Origin of the sequence: Mycolicibacterium wolinskyi str. Jessa 2025, assembly GCF_049241375.1 — a bacterium.
In the GTDB taxonomy this organism is placed as follows: Bacteria; Actinomycetota; Actinomycetes; order Mycobacteriales; family Mycobacteriaceae; genus Mycobacterium; species Mycobacterium wolinskyi.
In genome coordinates this window covers 2,014,967-2,038,833 of the sequence record NZ_CP185960.1, presented here as the reverse complement: position 1 = coordinate 2,038,833, position 23,867 = coordinate 2,014,967, and the positions used below count along the sequence as shown (strand labels likewise).

Annotated in this window: 18 protein-coding genes and 1 pseudogene; 7 read left to right on the top strand and 12 right to left on the bottom strand. The window is 67.7% G+C overall.

Annotated features, from left to right (window positions below; genetic code table 11):
- Positions 1 to 20 precede the first annotated feature (20 nt).
- From ACOI2T_RS10155 to ACOI2T_RS10135, 5 genes and pseudogenes are all read right to left on the bottom strand, one after another.
- Positions 21 to 1,937 (bottom strand): ArnT family glycosyltransferase, encoded by a 1,917-nt coding sequence (locus ACOI2T_RS10155; RefSeq protein ID WP_409506506.1) that lies wholly within the window; start codon positions 1,935 to 1,937, stop codon positions 21 to 23.
- A gap of 25 nt (positions 1,938 to 1,962) precedes the next feature.
- Positions 1,963 to 3,246: a bifunctional glycosyltransferase family 2/GtrA family protein gene (locus tag ACOI2T_RS10150; RefSeq protein ID WP_409506507.1), complete on the bottom strand. Its 1,284-nt coding sequence runs from the start codon at positions 3,244 to 3,246 to the stop codon at positions 1,963 to 1,965.
- Between the two features lie 55 nt (positions 3,247 to 3,301).
- Positions 3,302 to 5,152, bottom strand: coding sequence for a glycosyltransferase family 39 protein (locus tag ACOI2T_RS10145; protein WP_409506508.1), 1,851 nt, complete (start codon positions 5,150 to 5,152; stop codon positions 3,302 to 3,304).
- Positions 5,153 to 5,174: 22 nt separating this feature from the next.
- Positions 5,175 to 6,823, bottom strand: a pseudogene (locus ACOI2T_RS10140) (sensor histidine kinase).
- A complete protein-coding gene (locus tag ACOI2T_RS10135) occupies positions 6,801 to 7,505 on the bottom strand; it encodes a response regulator transcription factor (RefSeq protein WP_067859624.1) in 705 nt (234 codons plus the stop codon). Before ACOI2T_RS10135 ends, ACOI2T_RS10140 begins: the two are co-directional and overlap by 23 nt.
- A 188-nt stretch (positions 7,506 to 7,693) precedes the next feature.
- Between ACOI2T_RS10135 and ACOI2T_RS10130 the strand changes: the two genes are divergently transcribed.
- Positions 7,694 to 8,128 carry a hypothetical protein gene (locus ACOI2T_RS10130; protein WP_409506509.1) on the top strand — a complete coding sequence of 145 codons (435 nt, stop codon included), beginning with the start codon at positions 7,694 to 7,696 and terminating at the stop codon, positions 8,126 to 8,128.
- Here ACOI2T_RS10130 and ACOI2T_RS10125 read toward each other — a convergent pair.
- The 3 genes from ACOI2T_RS10125 to ACOI2T_RS10115 form a co-directional block, all read right to left on the bottom strand.
- Positions 8,125 to 8,364 carry a hypothetical protein gene (locus ACOI2T_RS10125; RefSeq protein WP_133060197.1) on the bottom strand — a complete coding sequence of 80 codons (240 nt, stop codon included), beginning with the start codon at positions 8,362 to 8,364 and terminating at the stop codon, positions 8,125 to 8,127. The genes ACOI2T_RS10130 and ACOI2T_RS10125 overlap by 4 nt on opposite strands.
- A gap of 161 nt (positions 8,365 to 8,525) precedes the next feature.
- Positions 8,526 to 8,780 carry a hypothetical protein gene (locus tag ACOI2T_RS10120; protein ID WP_067859570.1) on the bottom strand — a complete coding sequence of 85 codons (255 nt, stop codon included), beginning with the start codon at positions 8,778 to 8,780 and terminating at the stop codon, positions 8,526 to 8,528.
- 84 nt (positions 8,781 to 8,864) lie between these two features.
- A complete protein-coding gene (locus ACOI2T_RS10115) occupies positions 8,865 to 9,110 on the bottom strand; it encodes a hypothetical protein (RefSeq protein WP_067859580.1) in 246 nt (81 codons plus the stop codon).
- 123 nt (positions 9,111 to 9,233) lie between these two features.
- Between ACOI2T_RS10115 and ACOI2T_RS10110 the strand changes: the two genes are divergently transcribed.
- The 4 genes from ACOI2T_RS10110 to ACOI2T_RS10095 are packed head-to-tail and all read left to right on the top strand — an operon-like array spanning position 9,234 to position 14,705.
- Complete coding sequence (locus tag ACOI2T_RS10110; protein WP_067859583.1) at positions 9,234 to 10,211, top strand: oligopeptide ABC transporter permease OppB; 978 nt, start codon at positions 9,234 to 9,236, stop codon at positions 10,209 to 10,211.
- A 1-nt stretch (position 10,212) separates the two neighbouring features.
- Complete coding sequence (locus ACOI2T_RS10105) at positions 10,213 to 11,136, top strand: oligopeptide ABC transporter permease OppC (RefSeq protein ID WP_409506510.1); 924 nt, start codon at positions 10,213 to 10,215, stop codon at positions 11,134 to 11,136.
- On the top strand, positions 11,133 to 12,989 hold the full coding sequence (locus ACOI2T_RS10100) for an oligopeptide ABC transporter ATP-binding protein OppD (RefSeq protein ID WP_409506511.1): 1,857 nt from the start codon (positions 11,133 to 11,135) through the stop codon (positions 12,987 to 12,989). The genes ACOI2T_RS10105 and ACOI2T_RS10100 overlap by 4 nt, the downstream gene beginning before the upstream one ends.
- A gap of 39 nt (positions 12,990 to 13,028) precedes the next feature.
- Positions 13,029 to 14,705 (top strand): oligopeptide ABC transporter substrate-binding protein OppA, encoded by a 1,677-nt coding sequence (locus ACOI2T_RS10095; protein WP_409506512.1) that lies wholly within the window; start codon positions 13,029 to 13,031, stop codon positions 14,703 to 14,705.
- Here the strand turns inward: ACOI2T_RS10095 and ACOI2T_RS10090 are convergent.
- Positions 14,695 to 15,939: an alpha/beta hydrolase gene (locus ACOI2T_RS10090; RefSeq protein ID WP_409506513.1), complete on the bottom strand. Its 1,245-nt coding sequence runs from the start codon at positions 15,937 to 15,939 to the stop codon at positions 14,695 to 14,697. The two genes, ACOI2T_RS10095 and ACOI2T_RS10090, sit on opposite strands and share 11 nt — an antisense overlap.
- Before the next feature lie 102 nt (positions 15,940 to 16,041).
- Between ACOI2T_RS10090 and ACOI2T_RS10085 the strand changes: the two genes are divergently transcribed.
- Positions 16,042 to 17,256, top strand: a complete 1,215-nt coding sequence (locus ACOI2T_RS10085; protein ID WP_409506514.1) for an acyl-CoA dehydrogenase family protein — start codon at positions 16,042 to 16,044, stop codon at positions 17,254 to 17,256.
- Positions 17,257 to 17,352: 96 nt separating this feature from the next.
- Here ACOI2T_RS10085 and ACOI2T_RS10080 read toward each other — a convergent pair whose 3' ends face one another.
- Positions 17,353 to 18,549, bottom strand: a complete 1,197-nt coding sequence (locus tag ACOI2T_RS10080) for an integrase core domain-containing protein (RefSeq protein ID WP_409506544.1) — start codon at positions 18,547 to 18,549, stop codon at positions 17,353 to 17,355.
- A gap of 132 nt (positions 18,550 to 18,681) precedes the next feature.
- Between ACOI2T_RS10080 and ACOI2T_RS10075 the strand changes: the two genes are divergently transcribed.
- Positions 18,682 to 20,034: an LLM class flavin-dependent oxidoreductase gene (locus tag ACOI2T_RS10075; RefSeq protein ID WP_409506517.1), complete on the top strand. Its 1,353-nt coding sequence runs from the start codon at positions 18,682 to 18,684 to the stop codon at positions 20,032 to 20,034.
- 9 nt (positions 20,035 to 20,043) lie between these two features.
- Here the strand turns inward: ACOI2T_RS10075 and ACOI2T_RS10070 are convergent, their stop codons facing one another.
- The gene (locus tag ACOI2T_RS10070; protein WP_409506518.1) at positions 20,044 to 22,677 is read right to left on the bottom strand and encodes an AAA family ATPase; all 2,634 of its coding nucleotides are present in this window, start codon (positions 22,675 to 22,677) and stop codon (positions 20,044 to 20,046) included.
- Entirely contained in the window at positions 22,674 to 23,825 is a 1,152-nt protein-coding gene (locus ACOI2T_RS10065) for a metallophosphoesterase family protein (RefSeq protein ID WP_409506519.1), read from the bottom strand. The genes ACOI2T_RS10070 and ACOI2T_RS10065 overlap by 4 nt, the downstream gene beginning before the upstream one ends.
- Positions 23,826 to 23,867 lie beyond the last annotated feature (42 nt).

Below are 23,867 nucleotides of genomic sequence, written 5' to 3'. Positions count from 1 at the left end.
CGGCCGCCGCGGTCTGGGGGTCAGGCGTGCGGTGCTTGCAGGTCGTACACCGCGGTTCCGCCGACCTCGGTCTTCGTGAAGTTCTGCTTGACCCAGTTGGTGATCTCACCGGCACTGCCGCGCTCCTCGCGGGGCGGACCGAAGCCGCCTTCGCGATCCAGGAAGTACCGGACGTCACCGTCGGCGACGTACTGCTGGAACTGCGCGAGGGTCGGTGAGTTGTCGCCACCGGTGAACCCGCCGATCGCCATCAGGGACTCACCGGTCTTGAGCTCGAGGTCACTGACCATCATCGACCCGACACTGGCTGCGGCCCAACGGTTGTCGGCACCGGCGATGAGGTCGGCCAGTGCCGAGTCATCCCGGTTCTCCATGCCCGGCGGAGGTCCGCCCGGGCCGCCGTGCCCACCCGGGCCACCGAAACCCCAGTCGCGCTTGGGGCCCGCCATCGCCATCGGACCACTGCTGTTCCCGTTGAGCACGGTCTCGATCGAGTACGCGGTGGGCGCGCCGAGCCCGAAGACGATCGCGGCGAGCGCCACGGCCGCACCGGCCCGGCCCGGCCGGTGTGCCGCGGCAGCCAGCGCCACCGCGACCACGATCGAGCCGATCAACACGACCCAGCGCAGCGCGGGCAGCCACTCGGGAGTGCGGTTGAGCAATACGAAAGCCCACACTCCGGTGCCGGCCAGCATCCCGGCCATCACCAGTCGGCCGGCGAGATGCTCACGTCGCCGCCACAATTCGACGACCGAGATGCCGACGAGCGCCGCGATCGCCGGGGCCAGCGCCACGGTGTAGTACGGGTGGATGGTGCCGTCCATGAAGCTGAACACGGCCGCCGTCACCAGCAACCAGCCGCCCCACAGCAGCGCCCCGGCACGAACACCCGCGGTGCGCGCGGTGCGGCGGGTCAACCACAACACGGCGACCAGGCCGACCAACGCGGCAGGCAGCAGCCACGAGGCCTCGGTGCCCATGGACAGTCCGAACATGCGGCCGATGCCGGCTTCGCCGCCGAAGAACAGGTTGGGCCCACCGCCGCCCGGGCCGTGGCCCGGCCCGCCACCGGGCTGGTTCTGCCCGACGATGCGGTCGATGCCGTTGTAGCCGAATGCCAACTGCAACAAGCTGTTGTCGGTCGAGCCGGCGATGTAGGGCCGTGAGTCGGCGGGCCACAGCGCCACGAGGGCGAGATACCAGCCGGCCGAGATCGCCATCGCGACCCCGCCGATCAGCACCGCGCCCAAGCGCTTCCACACCGACGCGATGGGCGCGGCGACCAGGAACACCAACGCCAGGCCGGGGATGATGAGGAACGCCTGCAGCATCTTGGTCAGGAACGCGAATCCCAGCGCACATCCCGACAGCGCGACCCACAGCGTGCTGGCCCTTGCCGACACCGGTCCGATCGCGCGCACCATGCAGTACGCGGCCACCACGAGCAGCAACACCAACAGGGCATCGGGATTGTTGTAGCGGAACATCGAGGTCGCCACGGGCGTCACGGCCAGCGCCGCACCCGCGATGAGACCGGCACCCGGACCGCTTGTCCGCTTGACCGTGGCGTACAGCACGGCCACCGCCGCCACGCCCATCAGGGCTTGCGGCAACAGCATGGTGAACTCGTTGAAGCCGAACAGCCGGCCCGACAGTCCCATGGCCCACATCGCGGCGGGCGGTTTGTCCACCGTGATGGCGTTGCCGGCGTCAAGTGAGCCGAACAGCCAGGCTTTCCAGGATTGGGTGCCTGCCTGCGCCGCGGCGGCGTAGTAGCTGTTGGCCCAGCCCGAGGACCCGAGACCCCACAGGTACAGCACCGCGGTGCCGGCCAGCAGCGCCCAGTAGGCGGGCCGGACCCAGCGCGGCTGGGCGGCTCGGGGCGGATCGGCCGACACCACGATGGGGTCGCGGCCGATGTCAGCGATGGTTGTCATGTCAGCAGCTTTCGGTTTCGAAGGTTCAGCGTCGTGTCCGGGAGGGGTGAAAAACCCATCCGCGCAACAACACGAAGCGGACGACGGTGGCCGCCAGGTTCGCTGCCACGAGCACGGCGAGTTCGACGGCTGGGTGCGGCTGCGGCGTCAGTGCGTGCAGCAGACCCAGTGAGCCGCTCGTGATGGTCAGGGCGATCCCGAAGACCGTCAGCCCTTCCAGGTGATGGCGGGTGACGTTGCGGGCTCCGGCGATGCCGAACGTGAATCGCCGGTTGGCGGCGGTGTTGCCGATCGCGGTCAGCAGCAGGGCGACGAGGTTGGCGGCCTGGGCGCCGAGGCCGGACCGCAGTGCGACGAACAACAGCAGGTACGCCAGCGTGGACACCACACCGACCGCGCCGAACCGCACCACCTGCCGCAACAGGGATCCCGGTGCGGCTGAGTTCCGGGACGAGCCGAGTTGCGCGGCAATGGTGTTGACCGGGATGGAGCCGTTGGCGAACCCGCGCAACAGTCGGCCGATGCCTTTGAGGTCGGCCGTCGCGGTGGCGACGATGTCGACGCGGCTGTCGGGGTCGTCGACCCAGTCGACGGGCACTTCGTGGATACGTAGCCCGCTGCGCTCGGCCAGGACCAGCAGCTCGGTGTCGAAGAACCAGCCGGTATCGGCGACGTGCGGCAGCAGGCGCTCGGCCACATCGGCGCGAATCGCCTTGAACCCGCACTGGGCATCCGAGAATCGGGCGGCCAGCGTGGATTTCAGGATGAAGTTGTAGCAGCGGGAGATGAACTCGCGTTTGGCACCGCGGATCACGCGCGAGCCGCGGCCCAGCCGAGTGCCGATCGCGAGATCGGAGTGGCCCGAGATCAGCGGGGCCACGAGCGGCGCGAGCGCCGTCAGCTCGGTCGACAGGTCGACGTCCATGTACACGAGCACCGGAGCGTCCGACGTCGACCACACCGCGTGCAGTGCCCGGCCACGACCCTTCTCCTCCAAGCGGACCACGCGCACGCCGTCCAGTTCCGCCGCCAGTTCGGCGGCGATGCGCGGGGTGGCGTCCACGCTGGCGTTGTCGGCGATGGTGATCCGGGTGGGAAGCCCGAAGTTCTCCTGCAGATAGCGGTGCAGGCGGCGCACCGAATGTGCCAGTGCCGCTTGCTCGTTGTATACCGGCACCACCACGTCGAGCACCGGTACCCCGGCCGCCCTTGCCGCCACCGCGGCATTGGGACGCGATGCGAAATGGAACCGATCCTGTGCGTCGGTGTCAGCGTCTTCGGTGTCGAATCGCTCGGCGATCTCTGTCATATCTCCATCGTTCTGCTGTGGCGTGTGACCGGCGTGGGGCGAAGCTATGCGCCTGCTATGTGTTCGTCGCACGCTGTGTGAGGTCGTAGATGGTGACGTTCTCGATGGTGATCGGGGTGAAGTGAGTCTCGACCCACTGCGCGATCTCGGCGGCCTCGCGGCTACCGCTCGGGGTGTGCCCGCCGAATCCACCCATCATCATCCGGCTGCGGATGAAGTAGTGGATCTGGTGCGACTCGACGTAGCTCTTGAACTCGTCGAGCGTGGGCGCGGGATCGGTGCCGTTGAAGCCTCCGACCGCCATAACCGGTGCGTCAGTTGCCAATTGGTATCCGGCGGCGTTGCTGGATCCCACCACGGCCGCCACCCAGGTGTAGTCCTCCGCGTCGGCGGCCAACGTCGCGGTGAGCATCTTCCCCGGCTCCGGTGCCGCGAACAACCCGCCGAAGCCGCCGCCGCGCGACGGGCCGACCGACGGGATGGCTCCGCTGTGCGGGCTTGCCGCGGTGGCGACCGAGTACGCCGCCGGGGCGGCGAGGCAGACCACGACGGCCATCGCGGCGACGACCCGCTGCACACCATCGCCCAGCCGGGCCGCCAACAGGAGCGGCACCGCGGCACCCACCCCGCCGACCGCCACCGCCGCGCGCAACCACGGGTAGGGATCGTCGTGGCGTGCCAGCAGTACCGCCGCCAGGATCGCGGTCACCAGTACCGCGCCTGCCAGCGCCGTGGCGGCGCGAATGTCCTTGCGCTGCTTCCACAACAACGACGCGCCGATGCCGATCACCGCGCCGATCGCCGGTGCGAGGGCCACGGTGTAGTACGGGTGCACGATGCCGTTCATGAAGCTGAACACCACCGCGGTGACCAACAACCAGCCGCCCCACAGGATGAGCGCGGCCCGCGTGCGGTCGGTGCGCGGTGCGCGACGGGTGAGGTAGAGCCCGGCCGCCAGGCAGATCAGCGCGGCAGGCAATAACCAAGCGATGTCGGCGCCCATCTGCGATCCGAACAACCGCCCCGCACCGACGTCGAAGTTCAGGTTGCCGAGCCCGCCCGTCTCCTCGCCGGTCAACCGCCCGAAACCGTTGTAGCCCAAGGCCAGCTCGACGATGCTGTCGTGCTGAGAGCCGCCGATGTAGGGCCGCGCCGAGGACGGCCACAGCTCGACCAGGACCAGGTACCACCCGCCGCTCACGACGAGGGCGGCACCGGCCGCGACGACGTCGACGATCCGCTTCCCGAGCGGTCGGTCACCCGCCACGAGCGCCGCCGCCGCGAACGCGGGCAGCACCAGGAACGCCTGCAGCATCTTGGCCAGGAAGCCGAACCCGACGGCGGCGCCCGCCGCGACGAACCACCAACGGCTGGCATCCTTTTCGATGCCGCGCTGCACGCAGTAGGCGGCGACGACGAGCAACAGTACGAGCAGGGCGTCGGGATTGTTGAACCGGAAGATCAGTGCCGCCACCGGTGTCAGCGCCAGGACCGCACCGGCCAGCACCGCGGCCCAGGGGCCGGCGGCCCGGCGCACGGCGGCGTAGAGCACTGCGACCGCGGCGACGCCCATGAGGGCCTGCGGCACCAGCACACTCCACGGGTTCAGCCCGAACACCCGCACCGAGATGTCGATGATCCACAGCGCTGCGGGGGTCTTGTCCACGGTGATCGCGTTCGCCGGATCGCTTGACCCGAACAGCATCGCCGTCCAGTCCTGAGCCCCCGCCTGCGCCGCAGCCGAGTAGAAGGCGTTCGCCCATCCGCTGATCGAGAGATTCCACAGGTACAGCACGGCGGTGCCGGCCAGCAGTGCCGCCAACGCGATGCGTTCGGCCATCGGCTTCGCCGGTCGAGGCGCGGCCGCGTCGACCCGCACGACAGGTTCGGCGGCTACCAGAGTCACCACTTCATCGTCGCGGCGGTGACTAGGTGCCGGATTGGGCCGAACTGTGTGTCAGCTGTGAGGCTTGCCCGGCAGCCGCACGACGAACTCGGTGGCGCCGGGCTTGCTGCGGACGTCGATGGTGCCGCCATGGGCCTTGACGACGGCCGCGACGATCGCCAAACCGAGCCCCGTGCTGCCCTCGCGCCGCGAGCGCGACGAATCACCGCGGGCGAATCGCTCGAACACCTCGGGCAACAGCGTCTCCGGAATTCCTGGACCGTCGTCGGCGACGGTGAGCGTCACCGCACCCGTATCGTCGGTGCCCAGCGCGACCGTCACCGACGTGCCCGCCGGGGTGTGCGTGCGCGCATTGGCCAGCAGATTGGCCAGCACCTGATGCAGTCTGGCCTCGTCGCCGTCGACGACCACCGGATCCTCCGGCAGATCCAGTGCCCACTGGTGCTCCGGACCCGCGACGTGCGCGTCGCTGACCGTGTCCACGACGAGCCGGGACAGGTCCACGGTTTCGCGTTCCAGCGGACGGCCGGCGTCGAGTCGCGCCAGCAACAGCATGTCCTCGACCAGCTGGGTCATCCGCGCCGTTTCGGACTCGACGCGGTTCATCGCGTGGGCGACGTCGCCGGGTAGTTCATCGCTCTTGCGCTGCGCCAGTTCGGTGTACCCGCGGATCGCGGCCAGCGGGGTGCGGAGCTCGTGGCTGGCATCGGCGACGAATTGGCGTACCCGGGTCTCACTGGCGTGCCGGGCGGACAGGGCGCTGGCGATGCGGTCCAGCATCCGGTTCAGCGAGGTGCCGAGCTGGCCGACCTCGGTGTGCGCGACGGCCGGGTCGACCCGGACGATGGGCGTCGGCAACCGCACCTCACCGCGGTCGAGCTCGAGGTTGGCGACCTCCCGCGCTGCCGCCGAAACCCTTGAGAGCGGCGCGAGTTGGCGGCGGATGATGAGTATTCCGCCGGTGGTCGCGGCGATCAACGCGACCGCGGCCAGCACGCAGAACATGCCGAGCACCCACAGCAGCGTGTCGTCGACCACCGCCGTCGGCAGTCCGGTCACGATCGTCTGCGCGCCGCCGTGCCGCGGGTGCAACCCGATCACGCGGTACCGCCCGAGCCCATCGAGGTCGACCGTTTCGGGCGTACGGTCGGGAGCTATCTGTGCGAGCTGTTCGGCCGCGGCCGCACTGACTACCTCACGCTCGCCGTCCGCGGTGATGACGCCCGCATCGACCGGGCGGCCCGGGACGATCACCGCGCCGACGGTGCGCGCGGCCTGGCCGGGTGCGTTGAGAAAGCCTGGCCCTGGGCCTTGTTCGGGGTCGAACAGCACGCGCACGTGGTGGCCGGGCGGCATGCCATCGGACGGCCCCGGCGCGATTATCACGCGCGTCGGCCCTCTATCCGGCCCGGCCATCGGCGGCGGGAAACCCATTGGCGGGGGCGGTAATTCGAATATCGCCGCCGATCGACGCCCCGCCTCGAGGACCTGATCGTCGAGCTGGTGCATCAAGAAGCGTTGCAGCGCAAACTCTGTCGCCACGCCGATGCTGGCGCACACCACCGCCAGGAGGGCGACTTGCGTGACCACGAGACGGGCCCGCAGCGTCCAGGTGCGCGGCGCCCACCACCGGGTGCCGCCGGGCGCGTCAGCGCGGAGGTCGAAGGACATACCCCGCACCGCGCAGCGTGTGGATCATCGGCTCGCGGCCGCTGTCGATCTTCTTCCGCAGATAGGACACGTACAGCTCGACGATGTTGGAGCGGCCGCCGAAGTCATAGCTCCACACCCGGTCGAGGATCTGGGCCTTGCTCAGCACGCGCTTGGCATTGCGCATCATGAACCGAAGAAGTTCGAACTCGGTTGCCGTCAGCGAGATGGGATCGCCGCCACGGGTCACCTCATGGCTGTCCTCGTCGAGCACGAGATCGCCGACGACGATTTTGGCGCCGCCGTCCTCACTGGTCACCCCGGTACGCCGCAGCAGGGCACGCAAACGCAGGACCACTTCCTCGAGGCTGAATGGCTTGGTGACGTAGTCGTCGCCACCCGCGGTGAGCCCCGCGATCCGGTCTTCGACCGAATCCTTGGCGGTCAGCAACAGCAACGGCAGGCCGGGGATCTGTTCGCGGAGTTTGTGCAGAACGTCCAGGCCGCTCATATCGGGCAGCATGACGTCCAGCACGACCACATCCGGCGGGTTCTCGCGGGCCGAGGCGATGGCGCTGGCCCCGTCCCCGGCGGTGGCGATATCCCAGCCCTCGTACCGCAGCGCCATCGACACGAGTTCGGCGAGCACGGGTTCGTCGTCGACCACGAGAACCCGGATGGGATTTCCGTCCGCCCGACGCATGATTGCGCGCCCGGACTCGGTCTCGGAGCTGTTGGTCGTCACCACGACACCGATTATTCGCCCAGCCGATGGGCTCAGGCTGTGCCGTTTCTATGTGCGGGCTGTGAAAAACCCGCAGGCTGCCCGACATATCGCATGCTGACCGGATACACAGCGGGTTCACAGGCGACATCGGCACCGTTGGTCACATGAGTATCCGACAGACCCTCGCAGCGGTGGGTGTGGCGGTCGCGATCGCCGGACTGGGCGGCGCAGCGATCTACGCCGCCACCGACACCCCGGGGATGGGTGGGCACGGCGGCCCACCCGGCGGCCACGGCGGCCCACCGCCGATGGCGGCCGCCGGACACGACGACGCCGATCCAGCAACGGTGCACAGCGAGGCCGTGCTCGCCGACGGAAGTGGCGGTTACACGACCTCGCTGACCCAGACCGGGACCATCACCGCGCTGTCGACCGCGTCGATAACCGTCCGCAGCGCTGACGGTTTCAGCCAGACCTATGTGCTGCCCGCGGCCGCCGCACCACCGTTCGCGGTGGCCGACCAGGTATTGGTCAGAGCCACCCGCACCGGCACGACGGCCACCGTGACAAGCATCGGTGAACCCCTCGAAAGGGGCTAGCCCATACCGTAGCCGTCAGGCAGCTCGACCTCGACCGGCGGTGTGGCCACCGACGTCTCAAGCTCCGTCGGAGCCGTTGTCTCCGTTATGGTTTCGCCGATCTCACCGCCCGGCTCCGCACCGAGGCCCGAGGCTTGGCCAAACAGCGCACCGAACGCGCCCATGGCCACCACGGCGGCCGCGCCGACACCTGCCAGCACAAGCCGATATTGCTTTTTGCGTTGTTCTCCAGTCACTCTGACCACCCATTTCGGATTCCGGTCAGGGCCCCCCGTTCAGCGGGATGGCCCGTCGAACAGTTTCACGCCGAGCGCGGTATCCCCCCGGGCGCTCGGCCGCCACCATAAGCAGGCCGAGCGCGGGCTGTCCAGCCCACACGAGTCCCAACTCGACATGATCAGTGCGGTTCAGCAAACCCGGAGGGCGTGGTGGCGCTGACCGACGGGGTGGCCACTGACGTTTCCGGCGAGGTCGGGGGAACCGTCTCCGTGACAGTCTCACCCGTGGTGAGTGCGGGGGGCTCGACCTCGTTCTGCGCGCCGGCCAAGCCGCCGCTCAGCCCGACACCCACGACGGCCATCGCCAACCCCGCGGCGGCCCCGACACCGGCCGATGCCACTTTCAGTTTCCGACGATTCTTTGCTGAATTCACCTGAGATTCACCTCCGGCAGTTCGTCTTCGGCTTTTCGCCCTGGTCTGGTGACCGGGTAGCCGCAACCGCCGGAGCTGAAACCGTTACTCGGCGGCCTTTTCCTCGGACGGCAACGGCGCCGGACCCTTGATCTTCGGTACTGCCATCGAGATCATCGGCGCCGTCGGTGGCGTCGACTCGACGCTTGTCTGCCCGATGTTCATCTTGGAACCGGCCACGTTTGCCGCCGAGCCGCCGGCGGCGGCGCCGAACACGCCGAGCGCGACGATCGCCGCACCGCCCGCGGCCGCCGCGAGCAATTTCACGTTGTTGCGTTCGAAGACGTTCATGGCATCAGTGAACGTGGGCTTTCTCCGCCCGACCTGGGTGTCGGCTGACAATTGCCCAGCACGCCGTTGCCAGCCGGCGACAACCGGCTGCTCTACCCTGTCTCCCATGGCAGGACCGACCGCATGACGCGTTTCCTGGCGCGTCGGCTGCTCAACTACCTCCTGCTGCTGGCGCTGGCATCGTTCCTCACGTTCACGCTCACCTCGTTCTCGTTCGAACCCCTCGACAGCCTGCTGTCGCGCAATCCGCGGCCACCTCAATCCGCGATCGACGCGAAGGCCGCCGAGCTGGGCCTCGACAAACCGATCCCCGTCCGTTATCTCGATTGGGCGTCCGGGGCGATCCGCGGTGATTTCGGCACCACGGTGACCGGCCAGCCGGTGGCCGACGAACTGTGGCGGCGGATCGGCGTGAGCCTGCGGCTGTTGGTGCTCGGTTCGGTGGCGGGCACCGTGATCGGTGTCGTCGTCGGCGCGTGGGGCGCGATCCGGCAGTACCGGCTCTCGGACCGCGCGGTCACCGTGGTGTCGTTGCTGGTGTTGAGCACCCCGACGTTCGTGATCGCCAACCTCCTGATCCTGGCCGCGCTGGACGTGAACTCGATCCTCGGTTTTCGGCTGTTCGAGTACACAGGCGAGACGTCGCCCGATGCGATCGGCGGTAGTTGGCCGCGGTTCGTGGACCGGCTGCAGCACTTGGTGTTGCCGACGCTGACGCTCGCCCTTGGTGCCATCGCCAGTTTCAGCCGCTACCAGCGCAACGCGATGCTCGACGTGCTGAGCCAAGATTTCATCCGCACCGCTAGAGCGAAAGGCCTGACCCGGCGCCAAGCGCTGTTCAAGCACGGCCTGCGCACGGCGCTCATCCCGATGGCCACGCTCTTCGCCTACGGGGTGGCCGGTCTGGTCACCGGTTCGGTGTTCGTCGAGAAGATCTTCGGCTGGCATGGCATGGGTGAATGGGTGGTTCAGGGCATCGCCACCCAGGACACCAACATCATCGCCGCCATCACGGTCTTCACCGGCACCGTCGTGCTGCTGGCCGGTCTGTTGTCCGACGTCATCTACGCGATGCTGGACCCACGAGTACGGGTGGGCTGACATGACCGATGCCTCCACCACGTCGGCCCGCTCCGGCCTGAACACCGAGGAATTCGCCACGCGTCGCACGCTGGTGCTGCGCCGCTTCCTGCGCAACCGGCCCGCGGTGGTGTCGCTCATCGTGCTGGCGGTGATGTTCGTCAGTTGCTATGCGCTGCCGCCACTGCTGCCCTACAGCTACACCGACCTCGACTATTACGCGCTGCAACAACCGCCTTCGGCCGACCACTGGTTCGGCACGAACGCCCTTGGTCAGGACATCCTGGCCCAAATCCTGCGTGGCATGCAGAAATCCATGCTCATCGGCGTGTGTGTGGCCTTCATCTCGACCATCATCGCGGCCACGGTCGGATCGATCGCCGGATACTTCGGCGGCTGGCGCGACCGGACCCTGATGTGGATCGTCGACGTACTGCTGGTGGTGCCCAGCTTCATCCTGATCGCGATCGTCACGCCCCGGCTGAGTCAGTCCGATCGGGTTTTCTGGCTGATCATCCTCCTCTCGGTGTTCAGCTGGATGATCAGCTCGCGGATCGTGCGGGGCATGACGATGAGCCTGCGCGAGCGCGAATTCGTCGTCGCGGCACGGTATATGGGTGTGAGCAGCTGGCGGATCATCGTGCGCCACATCGTTCCGAACGTAGCGTCCCTGCTGATCATCGACACCGCCCTCAACGTCGGTTTGGCGATCCTCGCCGAAACCGGCTTGAGCTTCCTGGGTTTCGGTATCCAGCCACCCGACGTGTCGTTGGGCACGTTGATCGCCGACGGCACGAAGTCGGCGACGACGTTCCCGTGGGTGTTCCTGTTCCCGGCCGGCGTGCTGGTGTTGATCATCCTGTGCGCCAACCTGGTCGGCGACGGCCTGCGTGACGCGCTCGACCCGGGCAGCGGCCAGTTGCGGCGCAAGAGGCGGCGCTCATGAGCCGGCTGCTCGAGGTCGCCGACCTGCGCGTGACGTTTCCCACCGACGCCGACGCAGTGCATGCCGTGCGGGGGGTGAACTTTCACGTCGACGCCGGCGAAGTCGTCGCGCTCGTCGGCGAATCCGGCGCCGGGAAGTCGGCCAGCGCGATGGCCGTCGTCGGTCTCCTGCCCGAGTTCGCCGAGGTGTCGGGGTCGATCCGGCTGCGCGGCGAGGAACTGGTGGGCCGCTCGGATCAGGAGATGTCGCGGATTCGCGGCCAGGCCATCGGCACGGTGTTCCAGGACCCGATGTCGGCGCTGACCCCGGTCTACACCGTGGGCGACCAGATCGCCGAGGCACTCCAGATCCACAACCGCGAACTCGGCAAGCGCGCGGCGCAGACCCGGGCCGTGGAACTGCTCGAGCTCGTCGGCATCGCACAGCCGGAGAAGCGCGCCCGCGCGTTCCCGCATGAGCTGTCGGGAGGCGAACGTCAGCGCGTCGTCATCGCGATCGCGATCGCGAACGATCCCGATCTGCTGATCTGCGACGAACCCACCACCGCACTCGATGTCACGGTGCAGGCGCAGATCCTCGAAGTGCTCAAGACCGCCCGGGATGTGACGGGCGCGGGCGTGCTGATCATCACCCATGACCTGGGCGTGGTCGCCGAGTTCGCCAACCGGGCGCTCGTCATGTACGCCGGGCGGGCAGTCGAGGACGCGACCGTTGCCGAGATGTACCGGCACGCCCGAATGCCTTACACCGTCGGGCTTCTCGGCTCGGTACCGCGACTCGACGCGCCGCAGGGCGCCCGGCTGGTGCCGATACCCGGATCGCCGCCCGCCCTGACCGCCCTACCGCACGGGTGCCCCTTCGCACCACGCTGCCCGCTGTCGATCGAGGAGTGCGAGGCCGGCGAACCGCCGCTCATCGAGGTCTCACCGAACCACCATGCCGCGTGCATCCGCACCGACGAGGTGGCCCGGCACACCGCTGCCGAGATCTACCAGGTGCCCGCGGCCGAGGACGAAGACCGCAGGCCGCCCGCAGACACCGAGGTGGTCCTGCGGGTTCGTGACCTGGTCAAAACCTACAAGCTGACCAAGGGCGTGGTGTTCCGCCGTCAGGTCGGCGAGGTCAAAGCGGTCGACAACATCAGCTTCGAACTGCGCCAGGGCCGCACGCTGGGCATCGTCGGGGAATCGGGTTCGGGCAAATCCACCACGCTGCATCAGATCCTGAACTTGACCGCGCCGCAGGCTGGTTCGATCGAAGTGCTCGGCGCTGACGTCGCCGCCCTGGACCGGCGCTCTCGTCAGAATCTGCGCACCGACCTGCAGGTGGTGTTCCAAGATCCGGTGGCGTCCCTGGATCCCCGGCTCCCGGTCTTCGATGTGCTGTCAGAGCCGTTGGCGGCCAACGGTTTCGGCAAGACCGAGATCCGGGACCGGGTGGCCGAGCTGTTGGACGTGGTAGGCCTGCGCGCGACCGATGCCAGCCGCTATCCGGCCGAATTTTCCGGAGGTCAGAAACAGCGCATCGGCATCGCCCGCGCGCTGGCCACCCGACCAAAGATCATCGCCCTCGATGAACCGGTGTCGGCGCTCGACGTCTCGATCCAGGCCGGCATCATCAACCTGCTGCTGGATCTGCAGGACAAATTCGGACTGTCTTACCTGTTCGTCTCCCACGATCTGTCGGTGGTCAAGCACCTCGCGCATGACGTCGCGGTCATGTACAAGGGGGCGATCGTCGAGCACGGTTCGGGCGACAGTGTTTTCGTCAACCCGCGCCACGAGTACACCCGGCGGCTGCTGGCCGCGGTGCCGCAACCGAAGCCCGGCGACGGCGACTCCACGTCCGGGTAATGCCGCACGCCGGCCGCGGTTGCCTCTAGCATCGGCGGAATGAACGGGATCAAACTCCGTCGCATCGCCGTCGCGGCCCTCGTCAGCGCACTCACCCTGACCGCGTGTACGGGCGGCAACCAGGAGGTCCCGTCCGCCGGCGGCGAGGCCGAGGTGGGCGCGACCAACGACATCAATCCGCAGGACCCGGCGAACCTGCGGCAGGGCGGCAACCTGCGCCTGGCACTGCCCGCGTTTCCGCCCAACTTCAACACCCTGCACATCGACGGAAACGAAGCCACCCTCGGGGCGCTGATGCGCGTGACCCTCCCCCGCGCCTTCCGCGTCGGACCGGACGGCTCGACCACGGTCAACACCGACTACTTCACCAACATCGAACTGACGAGCACCAACCCGCAGGTCGTGACCTACACGATCAACCCCAAGGCGGTGTGGACCGACGGCACCCCGATCACGTGGGAGGACATCGCCTCGCAGATCCACGCCACGAGCGGTAAGGACAAAGCCTTCATCTCCGCCGTCCCGCTCGGTGCCGATCGAGTCGCCTCGGTCACCCGCGGGGTCGATGACCGGCAGGCGGTCATGACGTTCGCCCAGCCGTACTCGGAGTGGCGGGGCATGTTCGCCGGCAATGCCATGCTGTTGCCCAAGAGCAGCACCGCCAACCCGGAGGTGTTCAACAAAGGTCAGCTGAACGGCCCCGGCCCGTCGGCAGGCCCGTTCATGGTGTCCAATCTCGACCGGGGTGCACAGCGAATCACTTTGACCCGCAACCCGAAATGGTGGGGCAACCCGCCGCTGCTGGACAGCATCACCTACTCGGTGCTCGACGATGCGGCCCGAGTTCCCGCACTGCAGAACAACGCACTCGACGCGACGGGCGTGGCCTCGCTGGACGAGTTGACCATCGCTCGCAACACCCCGGGAATCTCGATCCGGCGGGCCCCCTCACCGAGCTGGTACCACTTCACGTTCAACGGCGCGCCCGGTTCGATCCTCGCGGACAAGGCGCTGCGGCTCGCGGTCGCCAAGGGCATCGACCGCCAGGCCATCGCGAACATCAGCCAGCGCGGATTGGTCGACACCCCGACGACGCTCAACAACCACATCTACGTCGCCGGGCAAGAGGGCTACCAGGACAACAGCGAGGTGGTGGCGTTCGATCCGGAGAAGGCGAAAGCCGAACTCGACGCGCTCGGCTGGAAACTCAACGGGCAGTTCCGCGAGAAGGACGGCAAGCAGCTCGTGATCCGGGATGTGCTCTACGACTCGCTGAGCACCCGCCAGATCGCGCAGGTCGCCCAGAACGGGCTCGCGCAGATCGGCGTGAAACTGGAGATCGACGCCAAACCGGGCGCGGGCTTCTTCACCGACTGGATCATTCCCGGGAACTTCGACATCGCCCAGTTCTCGTGGGTCGGCGACGCGTTCTCCCTGTGCTGCCTCAACCAGATCTACACCACCGGCGCGGAGAGCAACTTCGGCAGGATCAGCAGCCCGGAGATCGACGCGAAGGCCGAGGAGACGTTCAACGAACTCGATCCGGCGAAAGCCCGGACCCTGGCCAACGAGATGGACCAGCTGATCTGGGCCGAGGGTTTCAGCCTCCCGCTGTTCCAGTCGCCGGGCAACCTCGCGGTGCGCAGCAACCTGGCCAACTATGGGCCGGCAGGCATCGGCGACCTCGACTACACCAAGATCGGGTTCATGAAGTAGCGGACCGCCGGACGGGCAGCATCGATTCGAGTGCGGTCGCCGCGGAGATCGCTGACACGAGCAGCCGTACCGGGGTGCGCCCCGGCAGGGCGTCGAGTTCGGGGGCCGTGGCCGGAAGTTGTTCTGCGGCGTCGTCGTATATCGCGCGCAGCACTGCGAAGGCGGCCCGTTCGCGCGTGTCGAGAATGCTGTGCGCGGCGGACGGCAGGCGCACCAGCACGGCATCGGGAATCAACGACGCGACCCGCTCGGCGACCGCAGGTGGCGTCGTGAGATCGCGCCCACCGGACACGATCACCGTGGGCCAGGCGAACTTCGGCATCTCGGCGATCAAATCGTAGGGCTCGGTGTCGAACGGCTCGTAGAACTTTGTGCTGCTAGCCATCTCACCCAACTCGATCGCGGGGTCGAGCGGCAGCCCATCCGGCACGCCGGCATAATTCAACTCGCGGAACGCAATCCGTCCGACGAGATCGGCCTCGTTGCGATATGGGGCCTTGCGCATCGACAATCGGCCCAACCGGCGCAAGGCCGACCACACCAGTGTGTGCCCATACAACAGCAGATCGAGCTGGCGGTCGAGCAGCCGCGCACCGCCGTAGCCATACAGCAACCCGGCGAGCTGACCACCCGACGACTTGAACACTCCGTCGGCAACCAAACGGCGGACCTTGGGCGCCATCCTCGCGGTCTGCGGATCGCACCCGTCCCACAACAGATCGCGTATGGCGGTGCGCATCTCCTCGATATCGTCGGTCGACAGCAACGGCGAATCCAGCACCATCGCGGCGACCCGCTCACGATGACGCACGCCGAAGCCGGCGGCGATGTACGTGCCGTAGGAGGTGCCGTAGACGACTGCCGTCCGCACCCCGGCATCGTCGAGCACCGCGGCGACATCGTCGACGACCTGATCGATCGTGATGGCCGCAGGCGGCAGGTCCGAACCGGAATCGGTGTGCCGCGACATCCCGATCCCGCGGTGCTCGACCATGATCACGTCGAGGCCGGCGGTCGCGGCACGGCGCCGCAGCCCCCGGTACTGCTGAATGGACGCGACGCCGGGACCACCGGGAATGATGACCACGGGCCGCGCGGACTTACGGCCGGTGCGGACGTAATACAGGTCGAACTGCTCGTCGGATCCCGGCGAAACCGGCCGACGTACCGCCCGCACCCCCGGTAGCGCGGCGAGTTTGTCGTGCCTTCGCCTGCGCTTGGCGTTCATCGTCATCGCGCTCCATTCTGCCCGCGCGGGGCAACCTCGGGCGAGAGCCTTTCGTTCGAGCTGATCCAAAGCAGTGCTCGGTGTACCCGGGGTCGATACAACGTTGCTATGACGACCGTTGAGAACGTGATACGAATCCTGCCCGGCACCCCGGAGTGGTCAGATCTGCTGGCCAAGATCGCCGCGGGCGCAAAGGACCGAGACCTCAACGACGAGAATCCCTTCGACCAGGTCAACGCGCTCAAGCGAGCCGGCTTCGGCGCACTGCGCCTGCCGGAATCCCTTGGCGGCGCGGGATTCACCGTGCCGCAGCTGTTCTCGGCCGTGATCGACGTGGCGCAGGCCGACCCGATTGTCGCCCACATCTTCCGAACCCACTTCTGGTTCACCGAGGAGCGGCTGCGCACAGCTGACGACCCGATCTCGGCACACTGGCTTCGCAAAGTTTCCGAGGGCAAGATCTTCGGCAATGCGTTCAGTGAGAAAGGCTCCTTGGCCGTCGGCAGCCTGGTGTTCAACACTCGCCTGCTGCCCGACCCGGCCGGCGGCTTCCGGCTCAATGGCGAGAAGTACTACAGCACCGGAACGCTGTTCTCGGATTATCTGACCGTGGCCGCGACCACCGACCATGACTCGGTGGCCAGCGTCCTCGTGCCGACCGACCGCGACGGCGTGCGGCTCGTCGACGACTGGGACGGCTTCGGGCAGCGCCGGACCGGAACCGGCACCACGACGTTCACCGACGTCGCGGTCGCGGCCGACGAGGTGCTGGTGGACACGCCCTACGACGCCGAGCCGACGCCGACCGTCCAGTACGCATCACTGCAGCTGTTCATCCATGCCGTGGTCGCTGGCATCCTGGCCAATGTCGTCGACGACGGCGTGGCCCTGCTGCGCTCGCGCGCCCGCAACTTCAACCACGCGATTGCCGAGAAGCCCACCGAGGATCCGCTGCTGCAACGCCAGCTCGGCGTGCTGGCCAGCACGGCCTATGTGGCCCGCGCGGCCGTGCTCGACGCGGCCGCCGCGATCGGCGCGGCGACGGACTCGGCGGTCGACGGGGTGCCCGACGCTCAGCTCGCGGCGGAGGCGCAACTCAAGGTGGCCAAGGTCAAGGTCCACCTCGACGACGTCGCGCCCGAGGCCGCCACGCGGCTGCTCGAGCTCGGGGGTGCCAGCGCGGCCAGCAGGCAGCGCAATCTCGATCGGCATTGGCGCAACATCCGCACCATCACCCTGCACAACCCCGTGGCATACAAGGCCCGCGTGATCGGGCAGAACCTGCTCCACGGCACCCCCGTTCCCGCCAACGCCTACTTCTGATCACCACCCAGCGATTTGTGCACCTCCGGCGGCGGTCAGCGCCGTGTGGTGTCTCGGGACATCGCTGACACTTATGTCTCGGGACATCGCTGACAGTCATGGTGCCGGTTTGGGTTCACGTGTGCGATAGGTGCGGGTGGCTTTGTCGCCGCGTTGGTGTCTGCGGGTGGGGTCGGCGGTGAGTTCGCGGACGAGTCGGTTGCCGCTAAAGATCGTGATGTGGTTGCCGTCGCGGATGCTGACGCATTCGTGGCCGGCCCATCGGAGTCCGACGTTGACGCGGTAGGGCGGCACGTAGAGGTTTCCGCTCACCTCGTCGACGGTGTGGCGGGATATGAACACCGGGGCTGGCAGTGGACGGTCGGCTGGGCGGGCCCTAACGGTGGCGTGGAATGCCTCAGCGGGGGTGGCTCCGCGTAGCGCTCGGTGGGGTCGGTGCTGGTTGTAGAAATTGCGGAACTGCTCGAGGAGGTCGTTGAGTTCGGCGATGGTGGAGACCGGGTCGCGGGCGGCCAGCCACTTCTTCAGCGTCTGCCAGAACCGCTCGATCTTGCCGCAGGTCTGCGGATGAAAGGGCGCCGAGTTGATGGTGTGCACACCGAGCGCGCGTAGGTTGATCTCGAACGCCGATTCATGTGCGTGGAATCTGCCTGTGTAGACGATCCCGTTGTCCGACAACGACATCGATGGTATTCCGCACTCGTCGACACCGGCCAGTATCACCGACCAGACCAGCTCACCGTCGGCATCGCCGGCCGCCGCACGCAAGCTGACTGCATAGCGGGAGTGGTCATCGAGGCTGCCCGCGATGGCCACCGGCGTCCCGTCGGCCAGCGACCATCCAGTCCAATCCGACTGCCAGCACTCGTTGGGCCGATCGAATACGAAACGCTTCGTCGCTGACTTCGGGCGTTTCTGTGGTTGCGGCGTGATCGCTCCGCGGCGGGTCAGAATCTGCCACACCGTCGACGGTGAGGGCACGGCCTGCAGGCCGTCGTGTTGCAACGACCACACAATCGATTGGGCGCCGTGATCGAGCCCCTTCTCGATCAACTGCTTGCGCCGGCGCACCACGATGTCCTCGACGTAGGCCGAGGTCTGCCCCGGCGAGGTCAGCGGGCGGCGGGAACGATCCTGCAGCCCGGCGATCCCCTCGTCCCGGAAGCGCTGGCGAAACTTGTAGAACGTCTGCCGACTGATCTGCTCACGACGGCAGAACTCCGCCACGTTGTTCACCTGCCCGGCCAACGCCGCAGCCATGCGAATGTCCATCGCCGTCACCTTCTGGGCCATGAACCATGCTGGTCTAAGCCCTACTCAGGTGTCAGCGATGTCCCGAGACATCCATGTGTCAGCGATGTCCCCAAACAGCACACGGCGGTCAGCGCCGCTGGAGGTGCACAAATCACAAGAAAGGGAACGACTTTGACACGGCAACTGCACCTCGGCGGGTTCCAGATCGCCTCGCAGGTCACCCACAGCCACGCCGCCTGGCGTCATCCGGGCAGTGACACCGCGTTCACGACGCCCGAGTACTACCACCGCATCGGGCGGATCCTCGAACGCGGCAAGTTCGACTTCGTGTTCTTCGCCGATCTGCTGGCCGCCCCGGTCCGGTTCGGTGACGACATCAGCGAACCGCTGCGGCGCGGCACCCAGGCCACCGCGACGCTCGACCCGTCGATCGTCGCGGCCAGCATCGGCGCCGTGACCTCGAAGCTGGGTGTGGCGATCACCAAGTCCGCCACCTATTTTCACCCGTATGAACTGGCCCGCATCTTCGCGAGCCTCGACCACATCACCCGCGGGCGGGTGGCGTGGAACATCGTGACTTCGTTGACGCAGGGCGAGGCGCAGAATTTCGGGCACGATGAGCACCTCGACCACGAGTTCCGTTACGAGCGGGCCGAGGAGTTCGTCCGCACGGCACTGGAACTGTGGTCCAGCTGGGATCCTGACGCGTTGGTTCTCGACAAGGCCGACGGGGTGTTCGCCGACCCGTCGCGGGTACGGCAGGTCGACCATGACGGTCAGTACTTTCGCAGCCGGGGCCCGCTCAACGTGCCGCACTCACCGCAGGGCAGGCCGGTTCTGATCCAGGCCGGGTCGTCCAACACCGGGCGCGACTTCGCCGCCAGATGGGCCGAGGCGATATTCGAGATCGACCCGACGCCGGAGGGCCGGCGAGCCTATTACGACGACATCAAATCCCGTGCAACGAATTTCGGCCGCAACCCGGACGGCGTGCTCATCTTCCCGGCGTTCATCCCGTTCATCGGTGAGACCGAGTCGATCGCCCGCGAGAAGCAGGCCTTCCACAACGAGTTGGCCGATCCGATCTCCGGGCTCATCACCTTGAGCGTGCACACCGACCACGACTTCTCCCGATACGACCTGGATGCCCCCGTGGAGAACATTCAGGTGACGGGTACGCAGGGCCTGTTCGACACTGCCCGCCGGGTGGCCAACCGCGACAATCTCACGTTGCGCGATGTCGGCAACTGGTACGCCCAGGGCGTGCTGCTGCCGCAGTTCGTCGGTACCGCCGCACAGGTGGTCGATCAGATCGAGGAGTCGTTCCGGGCAGGCGAGGCCGACGGGTTCATGGTGTCGGCGGCTCAAACCCCGGGCACCTTCAACGATTTCGTCGACTACGTGGTGCCCGAGCTGCAGCGCCGCGGCCTGTACCGCACCGAGTACACCGGTGACACCCTTCGGGATCACCTGGGCTTGACGGACCTCTCACAACCCCACGGCGTCGCGCACGCAGTGGCGTAACCGGCCCCGCTAGGCGATCAATTCGATGTGGTGGGCACCGCCGACGCTTGCGTAACGCTCAGGGCTGCAGGTCAAAACGATCACCTGACCGTCACCGCCCACCGCGTCGAACACCGCGCCCATCTTCGTCAGCCGGTCGGCGTCGGTGAAGCCGAGCGCATCGTCGATGATGACGGGCACGCTGTCCTCCTTGGCGACCAGTGACGCACCGGCCAGCCGTGCAACGATCGCGAGCTGTTCTTTGGCACCGCCCGACAGAGATTCATAGGGCACGGTGCGACCGGACACCGTGCGTGTGCAGATGCGCAGATCGCTGTCGACGTCGACCTCGAAGTCCTCGCCGAACACCAGGCGGCCCAGGCGCTGCACCTCGAGCCGGAACGGATCGGCATAGCGCTGGCGGGTCGCGTCACGGTGCCGAGCCATCACCGACCGCAACAGTTCAGCCGCGCGCGCCCGGCGATGAGCCTGCAAATACTCGGATTTCGCGCGCTCGCGTTCGGTTTCTGCGGCGTCGAGAAGCCCTTTGCGTCCTTGAGTTCCGTACACCTTCAGCTGTGCCGTGACGTCCCGCAGGCCCTCGAGGGCCGCCTCGTGCCGGATTTTGAGCACCTCGGCACTGCGCGTGGCGTCGTCGAGCTCGGCGGTCACCGAATCCGGTGCTGTGCAGGACAATTCGTCGCGTAGCGCGGCGACCCGACCCGCCGTGGCTTTGGCCTGCTCGTCGTCGGCCTGGGCCTTGACGGCCAGGTCGTCGTCGGTGGTCGTGGCTCGCTGCACCTCAAGGCGGCCGCTGCAGACCGTCAACTCGGCCCGCGCGGCAGTCAGCTTCTCGCGCAGCACACTGAGCCGAGTGTTCTTCTCGGTCAGCCGCCGGGCCGCGGCGGCGACCACCTTGCGGCTGGTCTCGCAGTCCGCGACGGCTTGGCGGTGCGCTGCCACCGCAGCATCGAGTTCGGTTCGGGCCGAGGCGATGTCGGCCGGCCCGTCCAGTTCGAACAATCCGGCCTCAGCCGGTTGGTCCTCACGCAGCACGGCCAGCCGTGACCGCAGCGCCGCCACGTCGTCATCGCCCGTCAACGCGTCCAGCGTGGCACGCAACCGGTCCAGGCTTCCGAGCAGCTCGCGGCGGCGGGTGTCGAGTTCACGTGCGCCTTCGACACTTTCGGCGCCCACCGATGCCAGCGCGGCGGCCAACACACCCTGCGCCTTGTCGAGCTTGGCGCGCGTTTCGGCCGCCGGCGTGCCGGGCAGCACCCGCACGGTCAGTACGCCAGGCACGTCGACCTCGGTCTGGGCGGTGGTGGCCACCGACCACGCCACCCCGCCCTGCAGGGCCACCTCGGTGTCGCCCACCCGAACATCGAGGTCGGCCTCGGCGACGAGTTCGATATGCGCCGAGGCAAGTTCGGCCTGACCGGCCGCCCGGTCGACCGCTGCGGCGGCCGCTTCGATGGCCCGCATCGCCGTGTCGTCGATCGTGATGTGATCGAGTTCGGCGTCGACCCACTCGAAATCTCTTGCCGCGGCGTCGATCTTGGCAAGGCGAGCTGCGAGCCGGTCCGCCTCGTCGCGGTCGGAAAGCCGTTGTACAGCCGCGCGAGCCGCATCGACGCGGTCCGCATGGGCGTGCACCGCGGCCTGCGCCTCCTCGACCGCGGTTTCGGCTGCCTCGTGCACCTCATGCGCGGTCTCGGCATCCGAACCGGCCGTGACGAGTTCGGCCTCCAATGCGGCGATCGACGCCGTGCGTTCGTCTATGTCAGCGCGGAGCCGGCGACGCTCGGTCAGTGCGGCGACCGACGCGGTGTGGGCGACCTGTGCCGCGTCGGCAACGACCTCGGCCTCTTTGAGCCGTTGGACCAGTGCGGCGACCGCCTCGGCTGCGGTGCGCGCGGCCGTCAACCGCACCACCGCCTGCTCACGTTCCTGCGCCAGTCCGGTCACCTCGGTGCTGAGCTCCTGGTGACGGCGCACCGCGTCGTCGACCTCGGCGACCGCGGCCGCGCACCGTGCCACCTCGGCATCGGCAGCTTGCAGTCGTTTGACCGCGGCGGCCCACTCCCCCGTTGGCCTGCCGGTCGCGGTGAAGTACCGCGAATACTCGGCCTCGATGCGCTCGACGAGGAGCGGTTCGTCACCGGACAGCGTCACCGCCTCACCGGCCGCGACGTCCAGGGCGCGGGCCAGCGCATCGGAGCCCGACAGATCGACCGGCGCGGTCGACGACGCCTGCAGCACCCGTTGCGCCTGCCACAGATCGGTGTCCACGGTCTCGGCGAGCATGGCCAGCACGCGCTCATGCGCCTCGTCGCCGCTGAGCTGTTCACGCGCCGGAGCCAGCACGGTCAACTGTGTCTCGGCACGCTTGTGGAAGCGCTTGCGGTACACGAAACGATAAGGGCCGGTGGAGATTTCCGCGGTGACCTCGGCGCCGACATCGGCATGGGTCGGCTTGACCTGCTTGACGTCCTTCTTGGTCGAGCGGTCCTTGGCCTCGAGCAGCAGATCGAGCGCCTCGATCATCGACGACTTGCCGATTTCGTTGGCACCACTGACCACCACCACGCCGTGATCGGGAAACTCGATCTCGCGGTGCGTGATACCGCGGTAGTTGGTCAAGACGAGCCGGTGCAGTTTCATGCCGCGCTCCCCCGGTCGACCAGCCGCAACAACAAGCCCAGTGCTGCGCGCGCATCGTCGGCGTCGTCGGCGTCCGAGCGCGCCGTGGCCACCAGCTCGTCGACTGCCGCCGCCGCGAATCCGCCGATACCGAGATCGTCGAATTCCCCGTCGGCAGGCAGAACAGCGATCTCGGTGTGGCGTTCCCACAGCGTGAGCGCCGCGAACAACCGGGAGTACTTGTCCAGGCATGCGTCGAGGGCGGCCTTGTCGGTGACGGTCAGCGAACCCGTCAGCGCAAGCCGCACCACGGTGCGCTCCTTGTCGTCCAGCAGGTCGAGGTTGATGTCGAGGTCGGCGACGTCGCGGTCGTTGTCGACCGAGCGGCGCAGCGTCACGAACCGCCAGCGGCCAACCCGTTCCGAGCTCACGCGGACCTCACGACGCGGATCCGCCTCGTCGATGTCGACCACGAGCACATGCCCAGGATCGGACTCGATGTCGTCGTAGTTGGTCACCTCGGGCGAACCGGAGTACCAGACCCGGCCGCTGCTGCCGACCTTCATGCGAGAATGCTTGTCCCCCAAGGCCACATAGTGCACCGCACCACGGGCCAGGGCCGCCTCCACCGGCGCCAGCCGGATCAACGACGGCTTGTCCTTGCCGGGGTCGAGGATGTCGACGCCGCCGTGCCCGACCACCACCCGCGTGACGCCGTCGGCGGGCAGATCGGCCAGCACGTCACCGACCAGGTCGGTAGTCGGAGCCTTCGAACGCCACGGCGCGGCGACGATCTGCAGACCGGGCCGCACATCGTGTACGCCTGCTCGATCGAGGACGACGACGTTGTCCGGGCATTCGGCGACGAACAGCGCGCTGGTGTAGACCGACGACGCGTCGAGCGGATCGTGGTTGCCGGGCAGGAGGTAGACCGGGACCCCGATGGCCCGCATGGCCTCCAGCGACTGGCTGACCTCACGCGGCGCCAACTGGTTGTGCTCGAACACGTCACCGGCCACCACCACGAACTCCGCGTCGGTCCGGCGCGCCAGTTGACCCAGGCCGGCGACGGCGTCGCGGCGCGCGGCCGAGTACCGGGGCTGCGCTTCACCGTTGAGAAAGTGACGGGTCATACCGAGCTGCCAGTCGGCGGTGTGCAGAAATCGCATCGCGGGCCCGTCCTCTCCGTGCGTTGTATCAGGCAAGGCGAG